The organism is Burkholderia cepacia ATCC 25416 (genome assembly GCF_001411495.1).
Lineage (GTDB): Bacteria > Pseudomonadota > Gammaproteobacteria > Burkholderiales > Burkholderiaceae > Burkholderia > Burkholderia cepacia.
Window position 1 is genome coordinate 840,332 of record NZ_CP012983.1, and the last position, 16,308, is coordinate 856,639.

At 69.9% G+C, this 16,308-nt stretch carries 12 protein-coding genes; 8 read left to right on the forward strand and 4 right to left on the reverse strand.

Annotation, left to right across the window (positions count from 1 at the left end):
* Positions 1 to 100: 100 nt before the first annotated feature.
* Positions 101 to 1,072 (forward strand): LysR family transcriptional regulator, encoded by a 972-nt coding sequence (locus APZ15_RS35930; RefSeq protein ID WP_027792634.1) that lies wholly within the window; start codon positions 101 to 103, stop codon positions 1,070 to 1,072.
* Positions 1,073 to 1,149: 77 nt separating this feature from the next.
* Here APZ15_RS35930 and APZ15_RS35935 read toward each other — a convergent pair whose 3' ends face one another.
* From APZ15_RS35935 to APZ15_RS35945, 3 genes are all read right to left on the reverse strand, one after another.
* Positions 1,150 to 1,803, reverse strand: a complete 654-nt coding sequence (locus tag APZ15_RS35935; protein WP_027792633.1) for a response regulator transcription factor — start codon at positions 1,801 to 1,803, stop codon at positions 1,150 to 1,152.
* 106 nt (positions 1,804 to 1,909) lie between these two features.
* On the reverse strand, positions 1,910 to 2,281 hold the full coding sequence (locus APZ15_RS35940; protein ID WP_027792632.1) for a response regulator transcription factor: 372 nt from the start codon (positions 2,279 to 2,281) through the stop codon (positions 1,910 to 1,912).
* A gap of 94 nt (positions 2,282 to 2,375) precedes the next feature.
* Positions 2,376 to 3,851, reverse strand: coding sequence for an ATP-binding protein (locus APZ15_RS35945; protein ID WP_158605811.1), 1,476 nt, complete (start codon positions 3,849 to 3,851; stop codon positions 2,376 to 2,378).
* Between the two features lie 364 nt (positions 3,852 to 4,215).
* Here APZ15_RS35945 and APZ15_RS35950 point away from each other — a divergent pair, with 364 nt between their 5' ends.
* Positions 4,216 to 9,300 carry a trifunctional serine/threonine-protein kinase/ATP-binding protein/sensor histidine kinase gene (locus tag APZ15_RS35950; protein WP_051363323.1) on the forward strand — a complete coding sequence of 1,695 codons (5,085 nt, stop codon included), beginning with the start codon at positions 4,216 to 4,218 and terminating at the stop codon, positions 9,298 to 9,300.
* Positions 9,301 to 9,340: 40 nt separating this feature from the next.
* On the opposite strand, the gene APZ15_RS35955 is transcribed toward APZ15_RS35950, so the two are convergent.
* Positions 9,341 to 10,612 carry an NAD(P)/FAD-dependent oxidoreductase gene (locus APZ15_RS35955; RefSeq protein WP_027792631.1) on the reverse strand — a complete coding sequence of 424 codons (1,272 nt, stop codon included), beginning with the start codon at positions 10,610 to 10,612 and terminating at the stop codon, positions 9,341 to 9,343.
* 217 nt (positions 10,613 to 10,829) lie between these two features.
* Here APZ15_RS35955 and APZ15_RS35960 point away from each other — a divergent pair, with 217 nt between their 5' ends.
* From APZ15_RS35960 to APZ15_RS35985, 6 genes are all read left to right on the forward strand, one after another.
* Entirely contained in the window at positions 10,830 to 11,102 is a 273-nt protein-coding gene (locus APZ15_RS35960; RefSeq protein WP_027792630.1) for a ubiquitin carboxyl-terminal hydrolase 14, read from the forward strand.
* Between the two features lie 134 nt (positions 11,103 to 11,236).
* Positions 11,237 to 11,722, forward strand: coding sequence for a VOC family protein (locus tag APZ15_RS35965; RefSeq protein ID WP_034196219.1), 486 nt, complete (start codon positions 11,237 to 11,239; stop codon positions 11,720 to 11,722).
* Between the two features lies 1 nt (position 11,723).
* The gene (locus tag APZ15_RS35970) at positions 11,724 to 12,950 is read left to right on the forward strand and encodes an FAD binding domain-containing protein (protein ID WP_027792629.1); all 1,227 of its coding nucleotides are present in this window, start codon (positions 11,724 to 11,726) and stop codon (positions 12,948 to 12,950) included.
* Positions 12,951 to 13,051: 101 nt separating this feature from the next.
* Positions 13,052 to 13,411 carry a DUF485 domain-containing protein gene (locus tag APZ15_RS35975; RefSeq protein WP_027792628.1) on the forward strand — a complete coding sequence of 120 codons (360 nt, stop codon included), beginning with the start codon at positions 13,052 to 13,054 and terminating at the stop codon, positions 13,409 to 13,411.
* Positions 13,408 to 15,066 (forward strand): cation acetate symporter, encoded by a 1,659-nt coding sequence (locus APZ15_RS35980; RefSeq protein ID WP_027792627.1) that lies wholly within the window; start codon positions 13,408 to 13,410, stop codon positions 15,064 to 15,066. The genes APZ15_RS35975 and APZ15_RS35980 overlap by 4 nt, the downstream gene beginning before the upstream one ends.
* A 28-nt stretch (positions 15,067 to 15,094) precedes the next feature.
* Positions 15,095 to 16,231 carry an amidohydrolase family protein gene (locus tag APZ15_RS35985; protein WP_226153354.1) on the forward strand — a complete coding sequence of 379 codons (1,137 nt, stop codon included), beginning with the start codon at positions 15,095 to 15,097 and terminating at the stop codon, positions 16,229 to 16,231.
* Positions 16,232 to 16,308 lie beyond the last annotated feature (77 nt).

Consider the following 16,308-nt stretch of genomic DNA (forward strand, 5'->3'; position numbering starts at 1 on the left):
TTTCAAGTTGCTCTTAAGCTTACCTAACGTTTTTTGTGTTGCCCGGTGCCGACGCACTGCCTACATTGAGCGTATCGAATTCACCGGAGCGAGACCCGTCATGGATCGCCTGAAAACGCTCGAGATATTCAAGACGGTTGCCGAGCACGGCAGCTTCACGAAAGCCGCCGAGCTTCACGGGCTCGGCGTTCCCTGCGTCAGCCGCTCGATCCAGTGCCTCGAAACGTCGCTCGGCGTGCTGCTGTTTCACCGCACGACGCGCAAGGTGACGCTGACCCGCGTCGGCCACGACGTGCTCGAACAGGCGCTCGCGCTGCTGGAGCAATACGAGCACCTTTCCGTCTGCTGTCACGCCAACGCAAGCGAGATGCAGGGCGAGATATCGATCGAGGTGTCGAACCTGTTCGGCGCCGACCGGCTGGTGCCGGCGCTCGCCGATTTCAACCGGCAACATCCGCTCGTACGGGTCCGGATCGACTGGACCGATCATCCGAGCGCGGCGTTGAACGGCGCGACGGACCTGTCGATCGTCACCTCACGCACGTCGAGCCTCACGTGCGTCGAGCGGCGCCTCGGGCGCATCCCGATGGGCCTGTACGCAAGCCCGCGGTATCGCGCCTCCTGCGGCGAGGGGCTCACGCCGCAGGCGCTCGAGCGCATGGGCCCGCACGGTGGCAAGACGGGTGCCGCCGGGTCGCCATGGCCGCTGCGGCATCGGCGCAGCGGCGCGATCGCCGAGATCCGTCTTGCCGGCGCGATCAGCTCGAACTGCCTCGACACGCTGATTCTCGCGACGGCCCGCGGCACCGGTTTCGCGGTGCTGCCCGAGCATCTTGCCCGGCCGCTCGAGCGCGACGGCGCGCTCGTTCGCCTGCTGCCCGACTGGCAGGTCGGCGATCTCGATGCATCGCTGCTCTATCACTCGCGCCGCAACCTGCCCGCGCGCATCCGTGCACTCGCCGACCATCTCGTTGCCGCGTTCGACGATGCGCCCGCCGCGCGGCCGGCCGTGCAACACGACGTGCGTGCGGTCACGCAAGCCACGGTCGCTGGCAACACGGTGGCCGCATGAGCACCTTCGTCATCGTCGCGGCACGCCACGCCACGCCGAAACCCGCACCGTTGCGCCGCCAGGCCGGCCCCGCGCGCTCAGTCGCGCGCGCCGGCCGGGCGCACGCCCAGCGCATCGGCCTGCCGCACGAGATCCGGCAGCGTGCGCACCCGCATCTTCTTCATCACCTGGGCCCGATGCACCTTCACCGTGATTTCCTGAAGGCCGAGATTCGCGGCAATCTGCTTGTTCATCAGGCCCGCGACGACCTGGCTCATCACTTCGCGCTCGCGCGGCGTCAACGACGCATAGGCGCCGCGCACCGCGTGAAGCGTGCGGTCGCGCTCCAGCGCGCGGCCGACGGCATCGAGCATCGCCTCGTCGTCGAACGGCTTGGTCAGGAAATCGAGCGCGCCGCCCTTCATCGCCTTGACCGTCGTGGCCACGTCGCCGTAACCCGTCATGAACAGGATCGGCACGTTCAGGCCCGCGCGCACCGCCGCCTCCTGGACGGCCAGCCCGCTCTCGTCGGCGAGCCGCACGTCGAGGATCAGGCAGCTCGGCACGTCGGGCCGCTCGAACGCGAGAAACGCACGCGACGACGCGAAGGTCTCCACGCGAAATCCTGCCGAACGCAACAGCGCGCTCAACGCGCGCCGCAACGTTTCGTCGTCGTCGACCACATAGACGATCGGCGCGGGTTCTCCCGCGCCGCCGTTGCCGCTCGACGTCATGTCCGGCGTACTCGCCATTGCATTCCCTGTGTAGGCATCCGCTTCATTATCAAATGATAAACTAACAAAATGCCGGGCGGAACCGCCACGCGTCGGACGGCGCGGCCGGCCGGTGGAGCGCCGTTCACGCGGGCGGCGTGCCGGATGCGACCTGGTCGATCAGGTTGAGCATGTCGTCTGACGGAAACGGCTTGCGCAGGAACGCGATCGCGCCTTGCGCCAGCGCGCGGCGGATCGATTCGTCGTCGCCGTGCGCCGACATGAAGATGACCGGCAGCGTCGCGTTGCGCTGAATCAGCTGACGCTGGACGTCGAGCCCGCTCATCCCTTTCATCTTCAGGTCGACCAGCACGCAAATCGCGCCGGCCGGCGCATCGGCCGCCAGGAATTCCTCGCCCGACGCAAACGGCAATGCAGTATGGCCAGCCGATTTCAGCAGGCTGGCGAGACTCTTACGGACCGACGCATCGTCATCGATGATGCAAACAATGGCCATGAAATGAGAACCTGAAAATTGTGTCAATCCAGTACAGCGTGATGCAACGCGGGGCCGCGTCGACGGGCGTCGCCCCGCCCCCGCGATCCGTGCGTCATGCCCACGGCGCCGCGGCCAGCCGCGGCTGCGCGGGCGCGGCCGGCGCCGGCGGACGCGAATCCGCGCGTTCGGCGGCGGTGAACGACGCGCACCGCGCATGCACGCGGCCCGCTTCCCCCGATTCCGCCAGCTTCTCGAGCGCGTACGCGCGCACGACCTCGAGCAGCGAATAACGCTTCGACAGCCCGACCGAATGAACGACCAGCAACGATTTCGACGCGAGACTGACGAGACAGTCGAGCACGCGTGCGCCGCCCAGTTCGTCGCACGCGGCGAGCGCGCACGCCGCGTCAAGCGGGAACGCATCCGGAAACACCGCGAGGCGGCACAGCACGGTGCGTTCCGCGTCGTCGAGCAGCCGGTAGCTCCACTCGATCGTGGCCCGCAGCGTCTGCTGGCGCGGATGGGCGGTCCGCAGGCCGCCGGACAACGACAGCACCGACTTGTCGAGATCGGCGGCCAGCCCCTGGATCCCGAGCAGCGCGACGCGTGCCGCGCCGAGTTCGAGCGCGAGCGGCAGGCCGCTCAGGCGCCGGCAGACGGTCGCGATCGCGTCCAGCGTCCTCGCATCCGCGGGCACGTCGGTGCCCATCGCGCGCGCCCGCGCCAGGAACATGCGGACGGCCCCGCACGCGACGATCTCGCCTTCGGTCGCGCCGGCCGGCGGCACGGGCAGCGGCCCGACACGATACACGCGCTCGCCGGCGACCCGCAGCGGCTCGCGGCTGGTCACGACGAGGATCGCGCCGGCATTCTCGTCGGCGATCGCTTCGCACAGGTCCGCCAGTTCGCCGACATGCTGCTCCGCGTTGTCGAACACCAGCATCACGCGCTGCCCGCCGATCGCGCGCACGACGTCCGCCTGCCCGGCGGCCGGGCCGCCCGGCAGGCCGAGCGCGCCCAGCACCGCGGACTCCAGCGTCGCGCCTCCCGGCCAGCCGGCCAGGTCGATCCGGACCATCTCGATGCCGCGCACGGCCGACCACGCGGCGGCGACCTCCAGCGCAAGATGCGTCTTGCCGACGCCACCGGGGCCGACCAGCGTGACGAACGCCTCGCGTTCGAGCAGCGCGTGCAGCTCGGCCGCTTCCGGCTCGCGGCCGATCAGCGGACACTTGCGCGGTGCGGCACCCGTGCGGACGCCGCGCACCGGCTCGAGCGCGTCCGGCAGGCGGCCGGCATGGGCCGCATGGGTGGCATCGACCGGCGGCGCGAGCCGGTAGCCGCGGCCCGACTCGGTCCGGATCCAGCCGTGCTTGCCGCCGAACAGCTTGCGCAGCGTCGAGATGTGCACCTGGATGTTGTTCTCGACGACGATCGTGTCCGGCCACACGGCCTCCATGATCTCGTCCTTCGACACGAGCTTGCCGGCCGCCTTCACCAGCAGCTCGAGAATCTCGAACGCCCGGGCACCGATATACCGGGGCTGCCCGTCGACGCAGACTTCGCGGCACTCAAGGGAAACCGTCACCCGCCCGAACGTATACATGATCCGCACCCGCCTTATGCTGCTCCGCATCGTGCGCCGCCCAGCGAGGCGACACCCCCTGTTCCGCCCGTCCGGTCGCATCGATGCGGGCCGGCAGGCATGACCCTATCGTATGGGGTCGCGCGCGTGCCGGCCATTATCTATTGGTTTAGTGGGACGCTACCCGCGCGCCGGCAACCCCGGGAGGGGGTACTGCAGATTTCCGCGGGCTGTCGGACAATGCCCGGGCATGCCGCGCGTGCGATCGTGCCCGGCCGCTGCCTGCCGACATGCCGTTGCGTCCCGTTCCATCCAGCCTGCCCTCATCGTGAACCAACCCTTGCGTAAGCCCGACGACACGAACCGAATGGATGCCGACTGGCTGGCACGCGCCCGCCTGTCGAACGCAGTCCGCGCAGACGACGTGCTGTGCTTCGACCTGACCGATGCCGACACCGGACGCGTGTGGTCCGCGTGCCGGACCGGCTGGGAATCCGACGGGCGCTGCCGGCAATTCGAGCGCGAGTACGCATTGAACGGCGTGCTGGATCCGGCATGGGCGCTGCTGCCGGCCGCGCTGATCCGCGCGGCGGACGGCCCGGTGCTCGTCTTTCCGCGTGTCGACGGGCGCACGTTCGACACGCTCGCCGACGCGCAGCTGCCGCTCGACGCGTTTCTCGACACGGCGATCCACGCGGTGCGCACGCTCGGCGCACTGCATCGGCTCGGCTGGCTGCACGGCGACCTGCAACCGGCCAGTTTCGTCGCCCTGCCCGACGGCACGGTCATGCTGCGTGCGTTCGCGCATGCGCGAAATCGTCGGACGGAACACGCCGCGGCGGAGCCGCTGCGCGCGGAATTCGCCGCGTATGCGGCCCCCGAAGTCTCCGAGGGGGCGGACATCGACGAGCGCTCCGACCTGTATGCGCTCGGCATCACGCTGTTCCGCCTGCTGACGGGCGCACTCCCGTACAAGGCGGCGTCGACGTCCGAATGGGTGCACGCGCACGTCGCGATGCAGCCGTCGCCGGCCACGGGGCTGCGCAACGACCTGCCCGCGATCCTGAGCGACCTGCTGCTGAAGCTGATCGCGAAGGAGCCGGCCGAGCGCTACCCGTCCTGCGACGCGGTACAGCACGATCTCGAACGCATCCGGCGCGACTGGCTGGCAGCCGGCCGGGTCGAGCCGTTCGCGCTCGGCGGCAGCGATCCGCTCGCCGGTTTGCGCACGCCCGACCGGCTGGTCGGCCGGGAAGCCGAATCCCGCCGGCTCGCGGCCGCGCTGGCCGCGGTCCTGCAGACCGGCGAGGCGGCCATCGTCATGGTGGACGGGCCGCCCGGCGTTGGCAAGACCGCGCTGACCGAGGACTTCATGCGCGCGTCGCGCGCGACATCGCGTACGGCCTGGTGCACGTCGGCGAAGGTCGACCAATTCCAGCCGGCCCGGCCCTACGCGCCGGTGCTGGCGGCGCTGCGCGCGCTGTTCGGCAGCGTGCTCGCCCGGCGCGACGACGAAATCGCCGCGATCGTCGCACGGCTGCGCGCGTGCATCGGCGCCCAGGCCAGCCTGCTGTCCCGCATCTTTCCGGAGATCGCGTGGCTGCTCGATGTCGAGCCCGTCGCGTTCGGCCATACCGACGCGATCCCGGAGTTTCATCTGTGCCGGATCGTCGTGAACGCGTTCCGCGCCTTCGCGACACCGGCCGAGCCGCTGGTGATGACGCTCGATGACGTCCAGTGGGCCGACGACGCGACGCTCGCGTTCCTCGCGTCGGTCGCGCTCGATCCGCCGCCCCACGTCTGCATCGTCGCCGGTTATCGCAGCGGGTCGCAGCACGATCACCCGCCGGCGTTCCGCCGCTTCCTGCAGCAGCTCGCCCCCGCGCGCGTGTCGGCGCTGACACTGGCGCCGCTCGACGCGCCCGGCGTCACGCACATGCTGGCCGGCCTGCTCGGAGAAGCGCCGGACCGGCTGTCCGCGCTCGGCGACATCGTGACGCGGCGGACCGGCGGCAACCCGTTCTACGTACAGCAGTTCGTGCGCACGCTGATCGACGAGCAACTGCTCGCCTACGACCCGGTGCGGGGGACATGGCAGTGGCAGCCGGCCGACCTCGACGCGCACCACCTCGCCGAGAATGTCGTGAGCCTGCTTGCCGTCCGCATCCAGCGGCTGCCGCATGAATCCAGAACGCTGCTGTCGCTGCTGGCCTGCATCGGCACCGATGCCGACGTCGCGCTGTTGTGTGCCGCCGCCGGCAAGACGCGCGCCGAACTCGCGTTCTGGATGGACCCCGTGCGCCAGGCCGGCCTCGCGTCGCACGCCGATGACCGCTGGCGTTGCGTGCACGACCGCGTCATCGAGTCCGTTCACGCGCTCGCCGGGCGGGCGGAGCGCGCGCAGTGCCACGCCCGGATCGCCGCTGCGATGCTGGCGCGCCCGGGTGCCCGGGCGACCGAAGCGCTGCTGGAACTGGCCGCCCAGATCGAGCAGGCGCGCACCGCGCCGCTCGACCGCACGCTCGCGCTCGCCTTCGCGAACGCGCTGGTCGCAGCCGCGGAAGCGGCGGCCACGGTCGCCGCGCGCGATCGCGCGCTGTCGTTTCTCGCGTGCGCGCAGACGCTGCTCGGCCCGCACGCGTGGGTGCAGCATTACGGTCTCGCGAGCCGCATCGGCATGCTGCGCGGCGGCCTGCTGCTCGCGACCGGCGCCACCGCGCAGGCATCGAGCACGATCGACGAACTGATGGCGCGCACGCGCACGCCGGCCGACCGCGCCGAGGCCCACCGGCTGAAGGCCGCGCAGCTCACGGTCGAGTCGCGCTACCGGCAGGCGGTCGACGTCGCGCTCCAGGGGCTGGCGCTGCTTGGTGTGACGCTGCCGGCCGCGCCGACCGCCGCCGATCTCGCGGCGGCCGGCGACGCCGTGCGCGACGCGCTCGCCGGCCGTGCGATCGGCGATCTGGTCGGGCTGCCCGTGATGACGGACATGCGCGTCGAAGCGACGATGGCCCTGCTGACCGCGCTCGAAGCCGCGATGTTCTATCCGAGCGGCGGGCTGCCGCTGCTGCATTTCGCGACGATGGTCCGGCTGACGCTGCAGCACGGCGTCACCGCCGCATCGGTGCAGGGGCTCGCGTGGTACGGCGTGAGCATCGCCGAGCATCACGGCGCGTATGAAGACGGCTTCGAATTCGCGAAGGTCGCGCTCGCGCTGGTCGATCGCCACGGCTTCGAGCGTTACCGCTCGGCGACGCTGATCGCGCTCGACCAGGTGAGCGTATGGACCCAGCCGCTGTCGTACGCGCTCGAGCGCGCACGCGAAGCGAAAGCGGCCGGCAATGCGAGCGCCGAGCTGCGCTGGATGTGCTACAGCTGCAACCACATCGTCAGCGACCTGCTGTCGATGGGCGAAGCGCTGCCGGCGATTCGCGACGAGATCGATCCGTTGCTCGCGATCGCGCGCGGCGCGCGCTACGACGACATCGTCGACCTCGTGTCCACCCAGTCGGAATTCGTCGACGCGCTGCAGTTCGGCTACGACCGGCCGGTCGGCACGTGGCGCATGCGCGTGTCGACGAAAACGCCGATGTCGGTCCTGCAGTTCTGGACCGACGTCCTTGCGGGCCAGGCGGCGTTCATCTTCGGCGATGCACCCGCGGCACGCGCGTCGCTCGACGCGGCCGCGGCAAGCGCGTGGTCGACGCCCGCGCACATCATGACGTCCGATTTCCACCTGTTCAGCGTGCTCGCCGGCATCGCGGCCGACGGCGGCGCGACACCGCCCGGGCCGCTGCTCGAACGCTTCGCGCCGCAGCGCGCACGCTTCGCCGGCTGGAGCGAGCGGAATCCGGCGACGTTCCGAAACAAGCTCGCGCTGATCGACGCCGAATTCGCGCGCGTGCGCGGCGACCACGTCGCGGCGATGCAGCAGTACGACGCGTCGGCCAGCCTCGCCGCGGAACGGGGTTTCGTGCACGAACAGGCGCTTGCGCACGAACTGGCCGCGCGCCACGCGATGTCGCTCGGGCTCACCGGCCCGGCGCGCCATCAGTGGCGGCTCGCGCATGCGTGCTACCGGCGCTGGGGCGCGACCGGCAAGGCGCAGGCGCTGGAAGCGCAGCACACGTTCCTCGTGATGGAGCCGCCGCCGGGCGGCGCGGCCGTGCCCGCGCGCGAAGACCTCGATTTCGCGCTCGCGATGCGCGCATCCCATTCGTTATCCGAGGAAATCGTGCTGGAGCGCCTGATCCAGACGCTGATGCGCAACATGATCGTGTACGCAGGCGCCGGCTACGGCCTGCTGCTGCTCGCCCGCAACGACCGGCTGACGATCGAGGCCGCCGCGCGGATCGTCGACAGCGACGTGGTCGTCGAGATCGCACGCAGCGAACCCACCGAGCACGATGTCCCGCTGTCGATCCTGAACACCGTCGCGCGCACCCGCAAGCCGGTCGTGCTCGCGAACGCGCAGCGCGAGGGCCTGCCCGACCACGTCGACAGCCTGCGCGCGCACCCCACGCGTTCGCTGTTCTGCCTGCCGCTGCTGAAGCAGGGTGTGCTGATCGGCGTGCTGTACCTGGAGAATGCGCTGAGCAACGGCGTGTTTTCGCCGCGCCGCATCGCGATGCTCGAAATGCTCGCGCCGCAGGCGGCCAACGCGCTGGAGTCCGCGCGGCTGTACGCGGAACTGATCGACGAAAACGCGCGCCGGCTCGAAACCGAGGCCGCGCTGCGGCATGCGCGCACCGAGCTCGCGCGCACCGCGCACATGACCGTGATGGGCGAGCTGGCCGCGTCGATCGCGCACGAGATCAACCAGCCGCTGACGAGCATCGTGTCGAGCGCCGGCGCGGGCATGCGCTGGCTGCGCGGCACCCCGCCCGATCTCGACGAGGCGCTCGCGAGCCTCGACGACATCCGCGCGTCCGGCGTCCGCGCGGCCGACATCGTGCGCGCGCTGCGCTCGCTCGCCCGCCAGACGCCGCCCGCGCTCGCGCCGCTCGCGATCGACGACCTGATCCGCGACATGCTGCACCTCACCGCGACCGAAATCGACGCGAAGCAGGTCGCGCTGCGCGTCGACCTGCATTGCGCCGCGATCCGCGTGATGGCCGATCGCACGCAGATCCAGCAGGTGATCCTGAACCTGGTCACCAACGCGCTCGACGCGATGGACGGGCAGGCGGCATCACGCGAACTCGACATCGCGTCGCAGGCCGGCGACGGCTACGCGACCGTCTCCATTGCCGACCGCGGCGCGGGCATCGACGCCGGGATCGCGAACCGGATCTTCGACGCGTTCTTCACGACGAAATCGAACGGCATGGGGATGGGCCTCGCGATCTGCCGCTCGATCGTCGAAGCGCACGGCGGCACGCTCGAAGCCGCGCCGCGCGGCGACGGCGGGTCCGTGCTGACGTTCCGGCTGCCGGTGTCGACGGCGGGCTGACGCAAGCGACCGGCGCGGGCCGTCACCCGCGCCGCGCGATTCAGGTTCCGCTCGGCCGGTGCGCGTCCTCGCCGAGGAACCGGTGCACGAACGTGACGGCCATCGCGCCTTCGCCGACCGCCGACGCCACCCGCTTGACCGACCCCGAACGGACGTCGCCCGCCGCGAACGAGCCGGGCACGCTGGTTTCCAGGTAGTACGGCCGGCGCTCGAGCGGCCACACGCGCGCGAAGTCCGGGCAGTCGTACAGGTCGCTGCCCGTCACCAGGTAGCCGCCCGGATTGCGGATGATGTCGGTGTCGCGCGCCCATTCGGTGTTCGGCGCGCCGCCGATGCAGACGAACAGGTGCGTGGCCGGCAGCACGTCGCGCGCGCCGTCTTCCGTGCGCAGCACGATCGCCTCGAGCCGGCCGTCGCCCTGCAGCGCGTCGACGGTCGTGCCGTAGCGCACCGTCACGTTCGGCATGCGCTCGATCCGGTCGATCAGGTAGCGCGACAGCGTCGCCGCGAGCGACGCACCCCGGACGATCATCGTGACTTCGCGCGCGTGCCGCGCGAAGTTCATCACGGCCTGCCCGGCCGAATTGCCGCCGCCGACGATGAACACGTGCTTGCCCTCGCACATCGGCGCTTCGCTCGATCCCGCGCCGTAGTACAGGCCCGCGTTGAGAAACTTCGATTCGTCGGGCAGGCCGAGACTGCGGTATTCGATCCCCGTCGCGCAGATGTTCGAGCGTGCGGTCAGGATCGAGCCGTCGGCCATGTCGACGCGGATCTTGCCGTCGACGAACGTCGCATGCACGCCCTCGCGCATCATCAGCAACTCGACGCCGAACTTCACCGCCTGCTGGCGCGCGCGTTCCGCCAGCTCGGCGCCCGGGATGCCGTCCGGAAAGCCCATGTAGTTCTCGATCAGCGAACTCGTGCCCGCCTGCCCGCCGATCGCGTCGCGTTCGATCACGACGGCCCGCAGCCCCTCGGACGCCGCATAGACGGCCGCCGACAGGCCGGCCGGGCCGGCGCCGTAAATCGAGACGTCGTACTCGATGAAGCGCGGCCGGGAGACCCAGCCGAGCTTCGCGGCGATCTCCGGCAGCGTCGGCTGGTAGATGCACGTGCCGTCCGGAAACACGACCACCGGCAGCCGGACGTCGCGCAGCGGCGCGATGCCCAGCTCGCGCACGCAATCGGTGTCGGACGTCAGCTCGCACCATTCGTACTCGACCACGCCGCGCTTCAGGAAGTCGCGGATCGCGTAGGCCTCCTTGCTGTGAGGCAGGCCGATGACCTTGACATGCTGCGACTGCGCCATGAGCGTCTCCCGGTGACCGCGTGTCGGATCCCGGCCGGCTCCCGCGCCGGCCGTACGCGTGACTGTACGTCGTCATCGCCGCCGCGGCCGCCGCATTTCATAAGAATTAAGGTTCGCGCGCGATGCGCGCCGTCCACAATGAATCGGGTTCCCCCCGCTCGCAGCTTCGCGCCGGCCGCGCTGCGAGCGCCCCCCGGCGCCGGCATCGGAGCGACAGATGGCCACGACCTGCACCCATCTCGGTGAAGCGCGCATCCTGAACACCGACAAGGACTACTGCGAGGAATGCGTGAAGTCCGGCAGCCGATGGGTGCATTTGCGCCTGTGCCTGAGCTGCGGGCATGTCGGCTGTTGCGACTCGTCGCCGAACCGTCACGCCAGCCGGCATTTTCATGAAACGACGCACCCGCTCGCCCGTTCGATCGAGCCCGGCGAGCGCTGGGTCTGGTGCTATGCGGACGACGTGATGGCCGGCGAAATCACGCCGTAACCCGCCGCGCACCTCTGTCCGGCACCGTTTTCGACCGAGGGTATACACGGTTCGATCGCGGCTTCTTCTCGCCGCTTTTTTCGACTAGTATTTATCGAACGATAACTTATCTATCGATAAACAAGAGGTTCGTCATGACGGTATCCAGACTCGCGCACTACTCGATCCGCACGCTCGATCTCGAGCGATCGTGCCGGTTCTACGAACGTGTGCTCGGCTTCAAGCGCGGCTACCGGCCGCCGTTCGACTTTCCCGGCGCATGGCTCTACAAGGGCGGCGACGAAAGCGATTACGGCACGGTCCACATCATCGGCGTCGACCCGGCCAACCCGGACGGGCTCGCGGCCTATCTCGGCGACAAGGCGCTGCCGGCGTCGGGCACCGGCACGGTCGACCACATCGCATTCCTCGCGACCGGCGTCGAGGCGATGTGGGACACGCTGCGCGCCGAACACGTCGCGTGGCGCGATCGCACCGTGCCGAGCCTCGGGCTGCACCAGGTGTTCATCGAGGACCCGTCCGGCGTGACGATCGAACTCAACTTCCCCGCCGCCGAAGTCGCGGGGCTGACACTGCCCGCCGCGGTACCGGCCGGCGACTCGCAAGCACACGGAGACTGACATGAACCACGGCACTTCGACCAAACGCAAGGCCGCGATCGTCGGCGGCTCGCTGGGCGGCCTGTTCGCCGCGAATCTCCTGCTGCGCAACGGCTGGGACGTGGACGTGTTCGAACGGGTGCCCGACGCGCTGTCGGGCCGCGGCGCCGGGATCGTCACGCACCCCGAACTGTTCGACGTGATGCGCGCCGCGGGCGTGCGCATCGACGCATCGATCGGCGTGAAGGTCGAGTCGCGGATCACGCTGGGCCGCGACGGCACCGTCGTATCGGAACGCCGGATGCCGCAGACGCTCACCGCGTGGAGCAAGATGTACCACGTGCTGCGCGCGGCGCTGCCCGACCAGCATTACCGCGCGGGCGCGGTCGTCACCGACGTCGCGGACGGCCCCGGGCACGCGTCGGTCACGCTCGCCGACGGCTCGGTCGTGCACGCCGACCTCGTCATCGCGGCCGACGGCTTCCGCTCGGCGATCCGCGAGAAATTCCTGCCGGACGCGCGGCTGCAATATGCGGGCTACGTCGCGTGGCGCGGGCTGGTCGACGAACCCGGGCTGTCGGAGTCCACCCACGCGACGCTGTTCGGGAATTTCGCGTTCGGCCTGCCGCCGCACGAACAGATCCTCGGTTATCCGGTCGCCGGCCAGGGCAACAGCACGAAGCCGGGCGAGCGCCGCTACAACTTCGTGTGGTATCGCGCGACCCGCGAGGACACCGACCTGCCGAACCTGCTGACCGACGCGACCGGCAAGCTGTGGGCGGGCGGCATTCCGCCGACGCTGATCCGGCGCGAGGTGCTCGACGACATGGAAGACGCCGCCCACGCGCTGCTGGCGCCGCAGTTCGCCGAGGTCGTCGCGCGCGCGACGCAGCCGCTGTTCCAGCCGATCTACGACCTCGAAGTGCCGAACATGGCGTTCGGCCGGATCGCGCTGCTCGGCGACGCCGCGTTCGTCGCGCGGCCGCATTGCGGGATGGGTGTCACGAAGGCCGCCGGCGATGCCCTTGCGCTCGTCACGGCACTCGCCACGCGCGCCGACACGCTCGACGCGCTGTGCGAATACAGCGAGACGCGCACGGCATTCGGCGCGGCGATCGTGGAGCACGCGCGTCACCTCGGCGCCTACATGCAGGCGCAACTGAAGAACGACACCGAGCGCGAAATGGCCGAGCGCTATCGCACGCCGGAAGTCGTGATGCGGGAAACCGCCGTTCCGCCGCATTTCTGAGCACGCACGGGCGCCGTGCGCGACACGCGCGGCGCCCGTCGCCAAGCCAAGCCAAGCCATGCCATGCCAGGCCAGGCCATTCCAGACGAGAAGGAGACACCGTGAACCACCCGCTTTCGGCTACCGCCGGCACCGCACCCGAACCGGCCGCACCGTCACATGCCACGCATCCGCTGCTGCGCGATGCCCGCTTTCGCGAGCACGTCCGGCGCAGAAGGCTGTTCGCCTGGTCGCTGACGTTCGTCATGCTCGCCCTCTATTTCGCGTTCATCCTGACGCTGGCGTTTTCGCCGACGCTGCTGGGCGCGCCGATCGTGCCGGGCCGGCCGACCCCGTGGGGCATCCCGGTCGGGTTCGGCATGTTCGTCGCAACGTTCGCGCTGGTCGCGTTTTACGTGTTCCGCGCCAATGCGGTGCACGACACGGTCGTCGCGGCCCTTCGCCACGGAGACGCATCATGAAACGCCTGCTCCCCGCACTGCTCACCGCTTGCAGCTGTGCACCGGCGTTCGCGGCCGGCCCCGCCGCGCTCGCGCACGGGCACAATCCGGTCGCGATCGGCATGTTCGTCGTGTTCGTCGCGTCGACGCTCTTCATCACGCGCTGGGCCGCGCGCAAGAACCACAGCGTGGCCGACCACTACGCGGCGGGCGGCAAGATCACCGCGTTCCAGAACGGCTGGGCGATCGCCGGCGACTACATGTCGGCCGCGTCGCTGCTCGGCATCTCCGCGCTGGTGTTCGCGAGCGGCTACGACGGGCTGATCTATTCGGTCGGGTTTCTCGCGAGCTGGCCGATCATCCTGTTCCTGATCGCCGAGCCGCTGCGCAACCTCGGCAAGTACACGCTCGCCGACGTCGTGTCGTATCGCCTGCGGCAACGGCCGATCCGCGCGTTCGCGGCGTCGAGCTCGATCGTCATCGTGCTGCTGTATCTCGTGTCGCAGATGGTCGGCGCGGGCAAGCTGGTCGAGCTGCTGTTCGGCCTGAACTACACGGTCGCGGTGCTGATCGTCGGCGTGCTGATGGTCGTCTACGTGTTCTTCGGCGGGATGCTGGCCACCACCTGGATCCAGATCATCAAGGCCGTGCTGCTGCTCGCCGGCGCGGCGTTCATGGCGATCATGGTGCTGAGCCGTTGCGGCTTCAGTCTCGACGCGCTGTTCGCGCAGGCGATTCTCGTTCACCCGAAACACGCGGCGATCATGCGCCCCGGCGGGCTGGTGTCCGATCCGGTCTCGGCCGTGTCACTCGGCCTCGCGCTGATCTTCGGCACCGCGGGCCTGCCGCACATCCTGATGCGATTCTTCACGGTCGGCGACGTCAAGGCGGCCCGCAAGAGCATCCTCTACGCAACCGGGATCGTCGGCGCCGGCTACGTGCTGATCGTCGTCATCGGCTTCGGCACCATCGCGCTCGTCGCGTCGGACCCGCAGTACCACGACGCGTCCGGCGCGATCGCCGGCGGCGCGAACATGGTGGCGATCCACCTCGCGCACGCGGTCGGCGGCAACGTGTTCCTCGGCTTCATCTGCGCGGTCGCGTTCTCGACCATCCTGGCCGTGGTCGCCGGGCTCACGCTCGCGGGTTCGTCGGCGATCTCGCACGACCTCTACGCGAACGTGCTGCGGCGCGGGCAGGCGTCCGACCGGGACGAAATGCGCGTGGCGCGCGCCACGACCGTCGTGCTCGGCGTGCTCGCGATCCTGCTCGGCATCGCGTTCGAGAAGCAGAACATCGCGTTCATCGTCAGCCTCACGTTTTCGATCGCGGCCAGCTCGAATTTCCCGGTGCTGCTGCTCTCGATCTACTGGCGCGGGCTGACGACGCGCGGCGCGGTGTTGGGCGGCCTGCTCGGGCTCGCCACCGCGGTGACGCTCACCGTGCTGAGCCCGACCGTGTGGGTCCAGGTACTGGGCCATGCGCACGCGGTCTATCCGTACGAATACCCGGCGCTGTTCTCGATGGCGGCGGCCTTCGCCGGCGTCGTCCTGTTCTCCGTCACCGATCGCTCGGCGCGTGCGCAACGCGAGCGCGCGCAGTTCGACACGCAACTCGTCGCGTGCGAGATGGGCCTCACGGCGGGCACCACCACGACCATCACGCAACGCGGCTGAGCCGCACGTCACGCACCCTCGATACACCATGAGAGACACCATGCTGAATTGCACCTGCTGCCCGTCGCCGGGACGCCGCCGCCTGCTCGGCGCGCTTGCCGCGTTCGCGGGCACCGCCGTCGCCGGACAGTCCGCGCCGGCCGCCGGCAGCGCCGACACCCCGGCCGCGTTGCCGCCGCACCGGCCGCGCTCGATCGACATCCACGCGCATTACTACCCGGAGAGCTTCTGCGACCTGGTCGGCGGCGAAGGCAAGCGCTTCGGCGGCTCGTTCGTGTGCGACGACACATCGTTCACGTTCCGCACGCCCGCCGGCGGCCTCGGCCCGCTGCCGATGAAGTTCATCGACATCGACGCGCGGCTCAAGGACATGGATGCGTCCGGCGTCGACGTGCAGGCGCTGTCGCTCAGCGTGCCGATGGCTTACTGGGGCGACCGGCCGTTCAACGCGAAGCTCGCGCGCGACTGGAATGCATCGGCGTCGCGCGTCTACCAGCGGCACCCGACGCGCTTCGTCGTGCTCGCGACGCTGCCGATGCTGAACGCGGCCGACGCGATCGACGAACTCGAACGCGCCGTGCAATTGCCGGGCGTGCGCGGCGTGTACATGGGCACCAACATCGACAACCGCGATCTCGACGATCCGCTGTTCGCGCCCGTGTTCGCCCGCATCGAGCAGCTGGGCCTGCCGGTGTTCCTGCATCCGCAGCAGACGGTCGGCGGCGCGCGGCTCGGCGATTTCTACCTCAGCAACCTGCTCGGCAACCCGTTCGATACCGCGATCGCGGGCTCGCACCTGATCCTCGGCGGCGTGCTCGACCGCTACCCGACGCTGGAAATCACGTTGCCGCATGCGGGCGGCGCGCTGCCGATCCTCGTCGGGCGCCTCGACGCGGGCTGGACCGTGCGGCCCGAAACGCGCCGGCTCGCGCAGAAGCCCAGCAGCTACCTGCGGCGCTTCAGCTATGACACGGTGTCGCATTCGGGTCCCGTGCTGAACTTCCTGATCGAGAACGTCGGCGTGGACCGGCTCGTGCTCGGCAGCGACTACTGTTTCGACATGGGCTACGAGCAGCCGGTGCGCTTTCTCGACCGTGTCGACCTGAGCGCGCGGCAGCGCGCGATGATCCTCGGCGGCAATGCGGGCAAGCTGCTGCGGATCTAGCAGGCCGGCGCGCCGCGCTTGCACCGTCGGCGCAGCCCGCGGCCGGACATGGCAAAATCCGCAGCAGCCGTGGCCGC

What these genes read in the sequence shown, in the direction of transcription:
- APZ15_RS35930 (WP_027792634.1), top strand. Translation starts at nt 101, where the DNA reads ATGGATCGCCTGAAAACGCTCGAGATATTCAAGACGGTTGCCGAGCAC.
- APZ15_RS35935 (WP_027792633.1), bottom strand. Translation starts at nt 1,803, where the DNA reads ATGGCGAGTACGCCGGACATGACGTCGAGCGGCAACGGCGGCGCGGGA.
- APZ15_RS35940 (WP_027792632.1), bottom strand. Translation starts at nt 2,281, where the DNA reads ATGGCCATTGTTTGCATCATCGATGACGATGCGTCGGTCCGTAAGAGT.
- APZ15_RS35950 (WP_051363323.1), top strand. Translation starts at nt 4,216, where the DNA reads ATGGATGCCGACTGGCTGGCACGCGCCCGCCTGTCGAACGCAGTCCGC.
- APZ15_RS35955 (WP_027792631.1), bottom strand. Translation starts at nt 10,612, where the DNA reads ATGGCGCAGTCGCAGCATGTCAAGGTCATCGGCCTGCCTCACAGCAAG.
- APZ15_RS35960 (WP_027792630.1), top strand. Translation starts at nt 10,830, where the DNA reads ATGGCCACGACCTGCACCCATCTCGGTGAAGCGCGCATCCTGAACACC.
- APZ15_RS35965 (WP_034196219.1), top strand. Translation starts at nt 11,237, where the DNA reads ATGACGGTATCCAGACTCGCGCACTACTCGATCCGCACGCTCGATCTC.
- APZ15_RS35970 (WP_027792629.1), top strand. Translation starts at nt 11,724, where the DNA reads ATGAACCACGGCACTTCGACCAAACGCAAGGCCGCGATCGTCGGCGGC.
- APZ15_RS35980 (WP_027792627.1), top strand. Translation starts at nt 13,408, where the DNA reads ATGAAACGCCTGCTCCCCGCACTGCTCACCGCTTGCAGCTGTGCACCG.
- APZ15_RS35985 (WP_226153354.1), top strand. Translation starts at nt 15,095, where the DNA reads ATGAGAGACACCATGCTGAATTGCACCTGCTGCCCGTCGCCGGGACGC.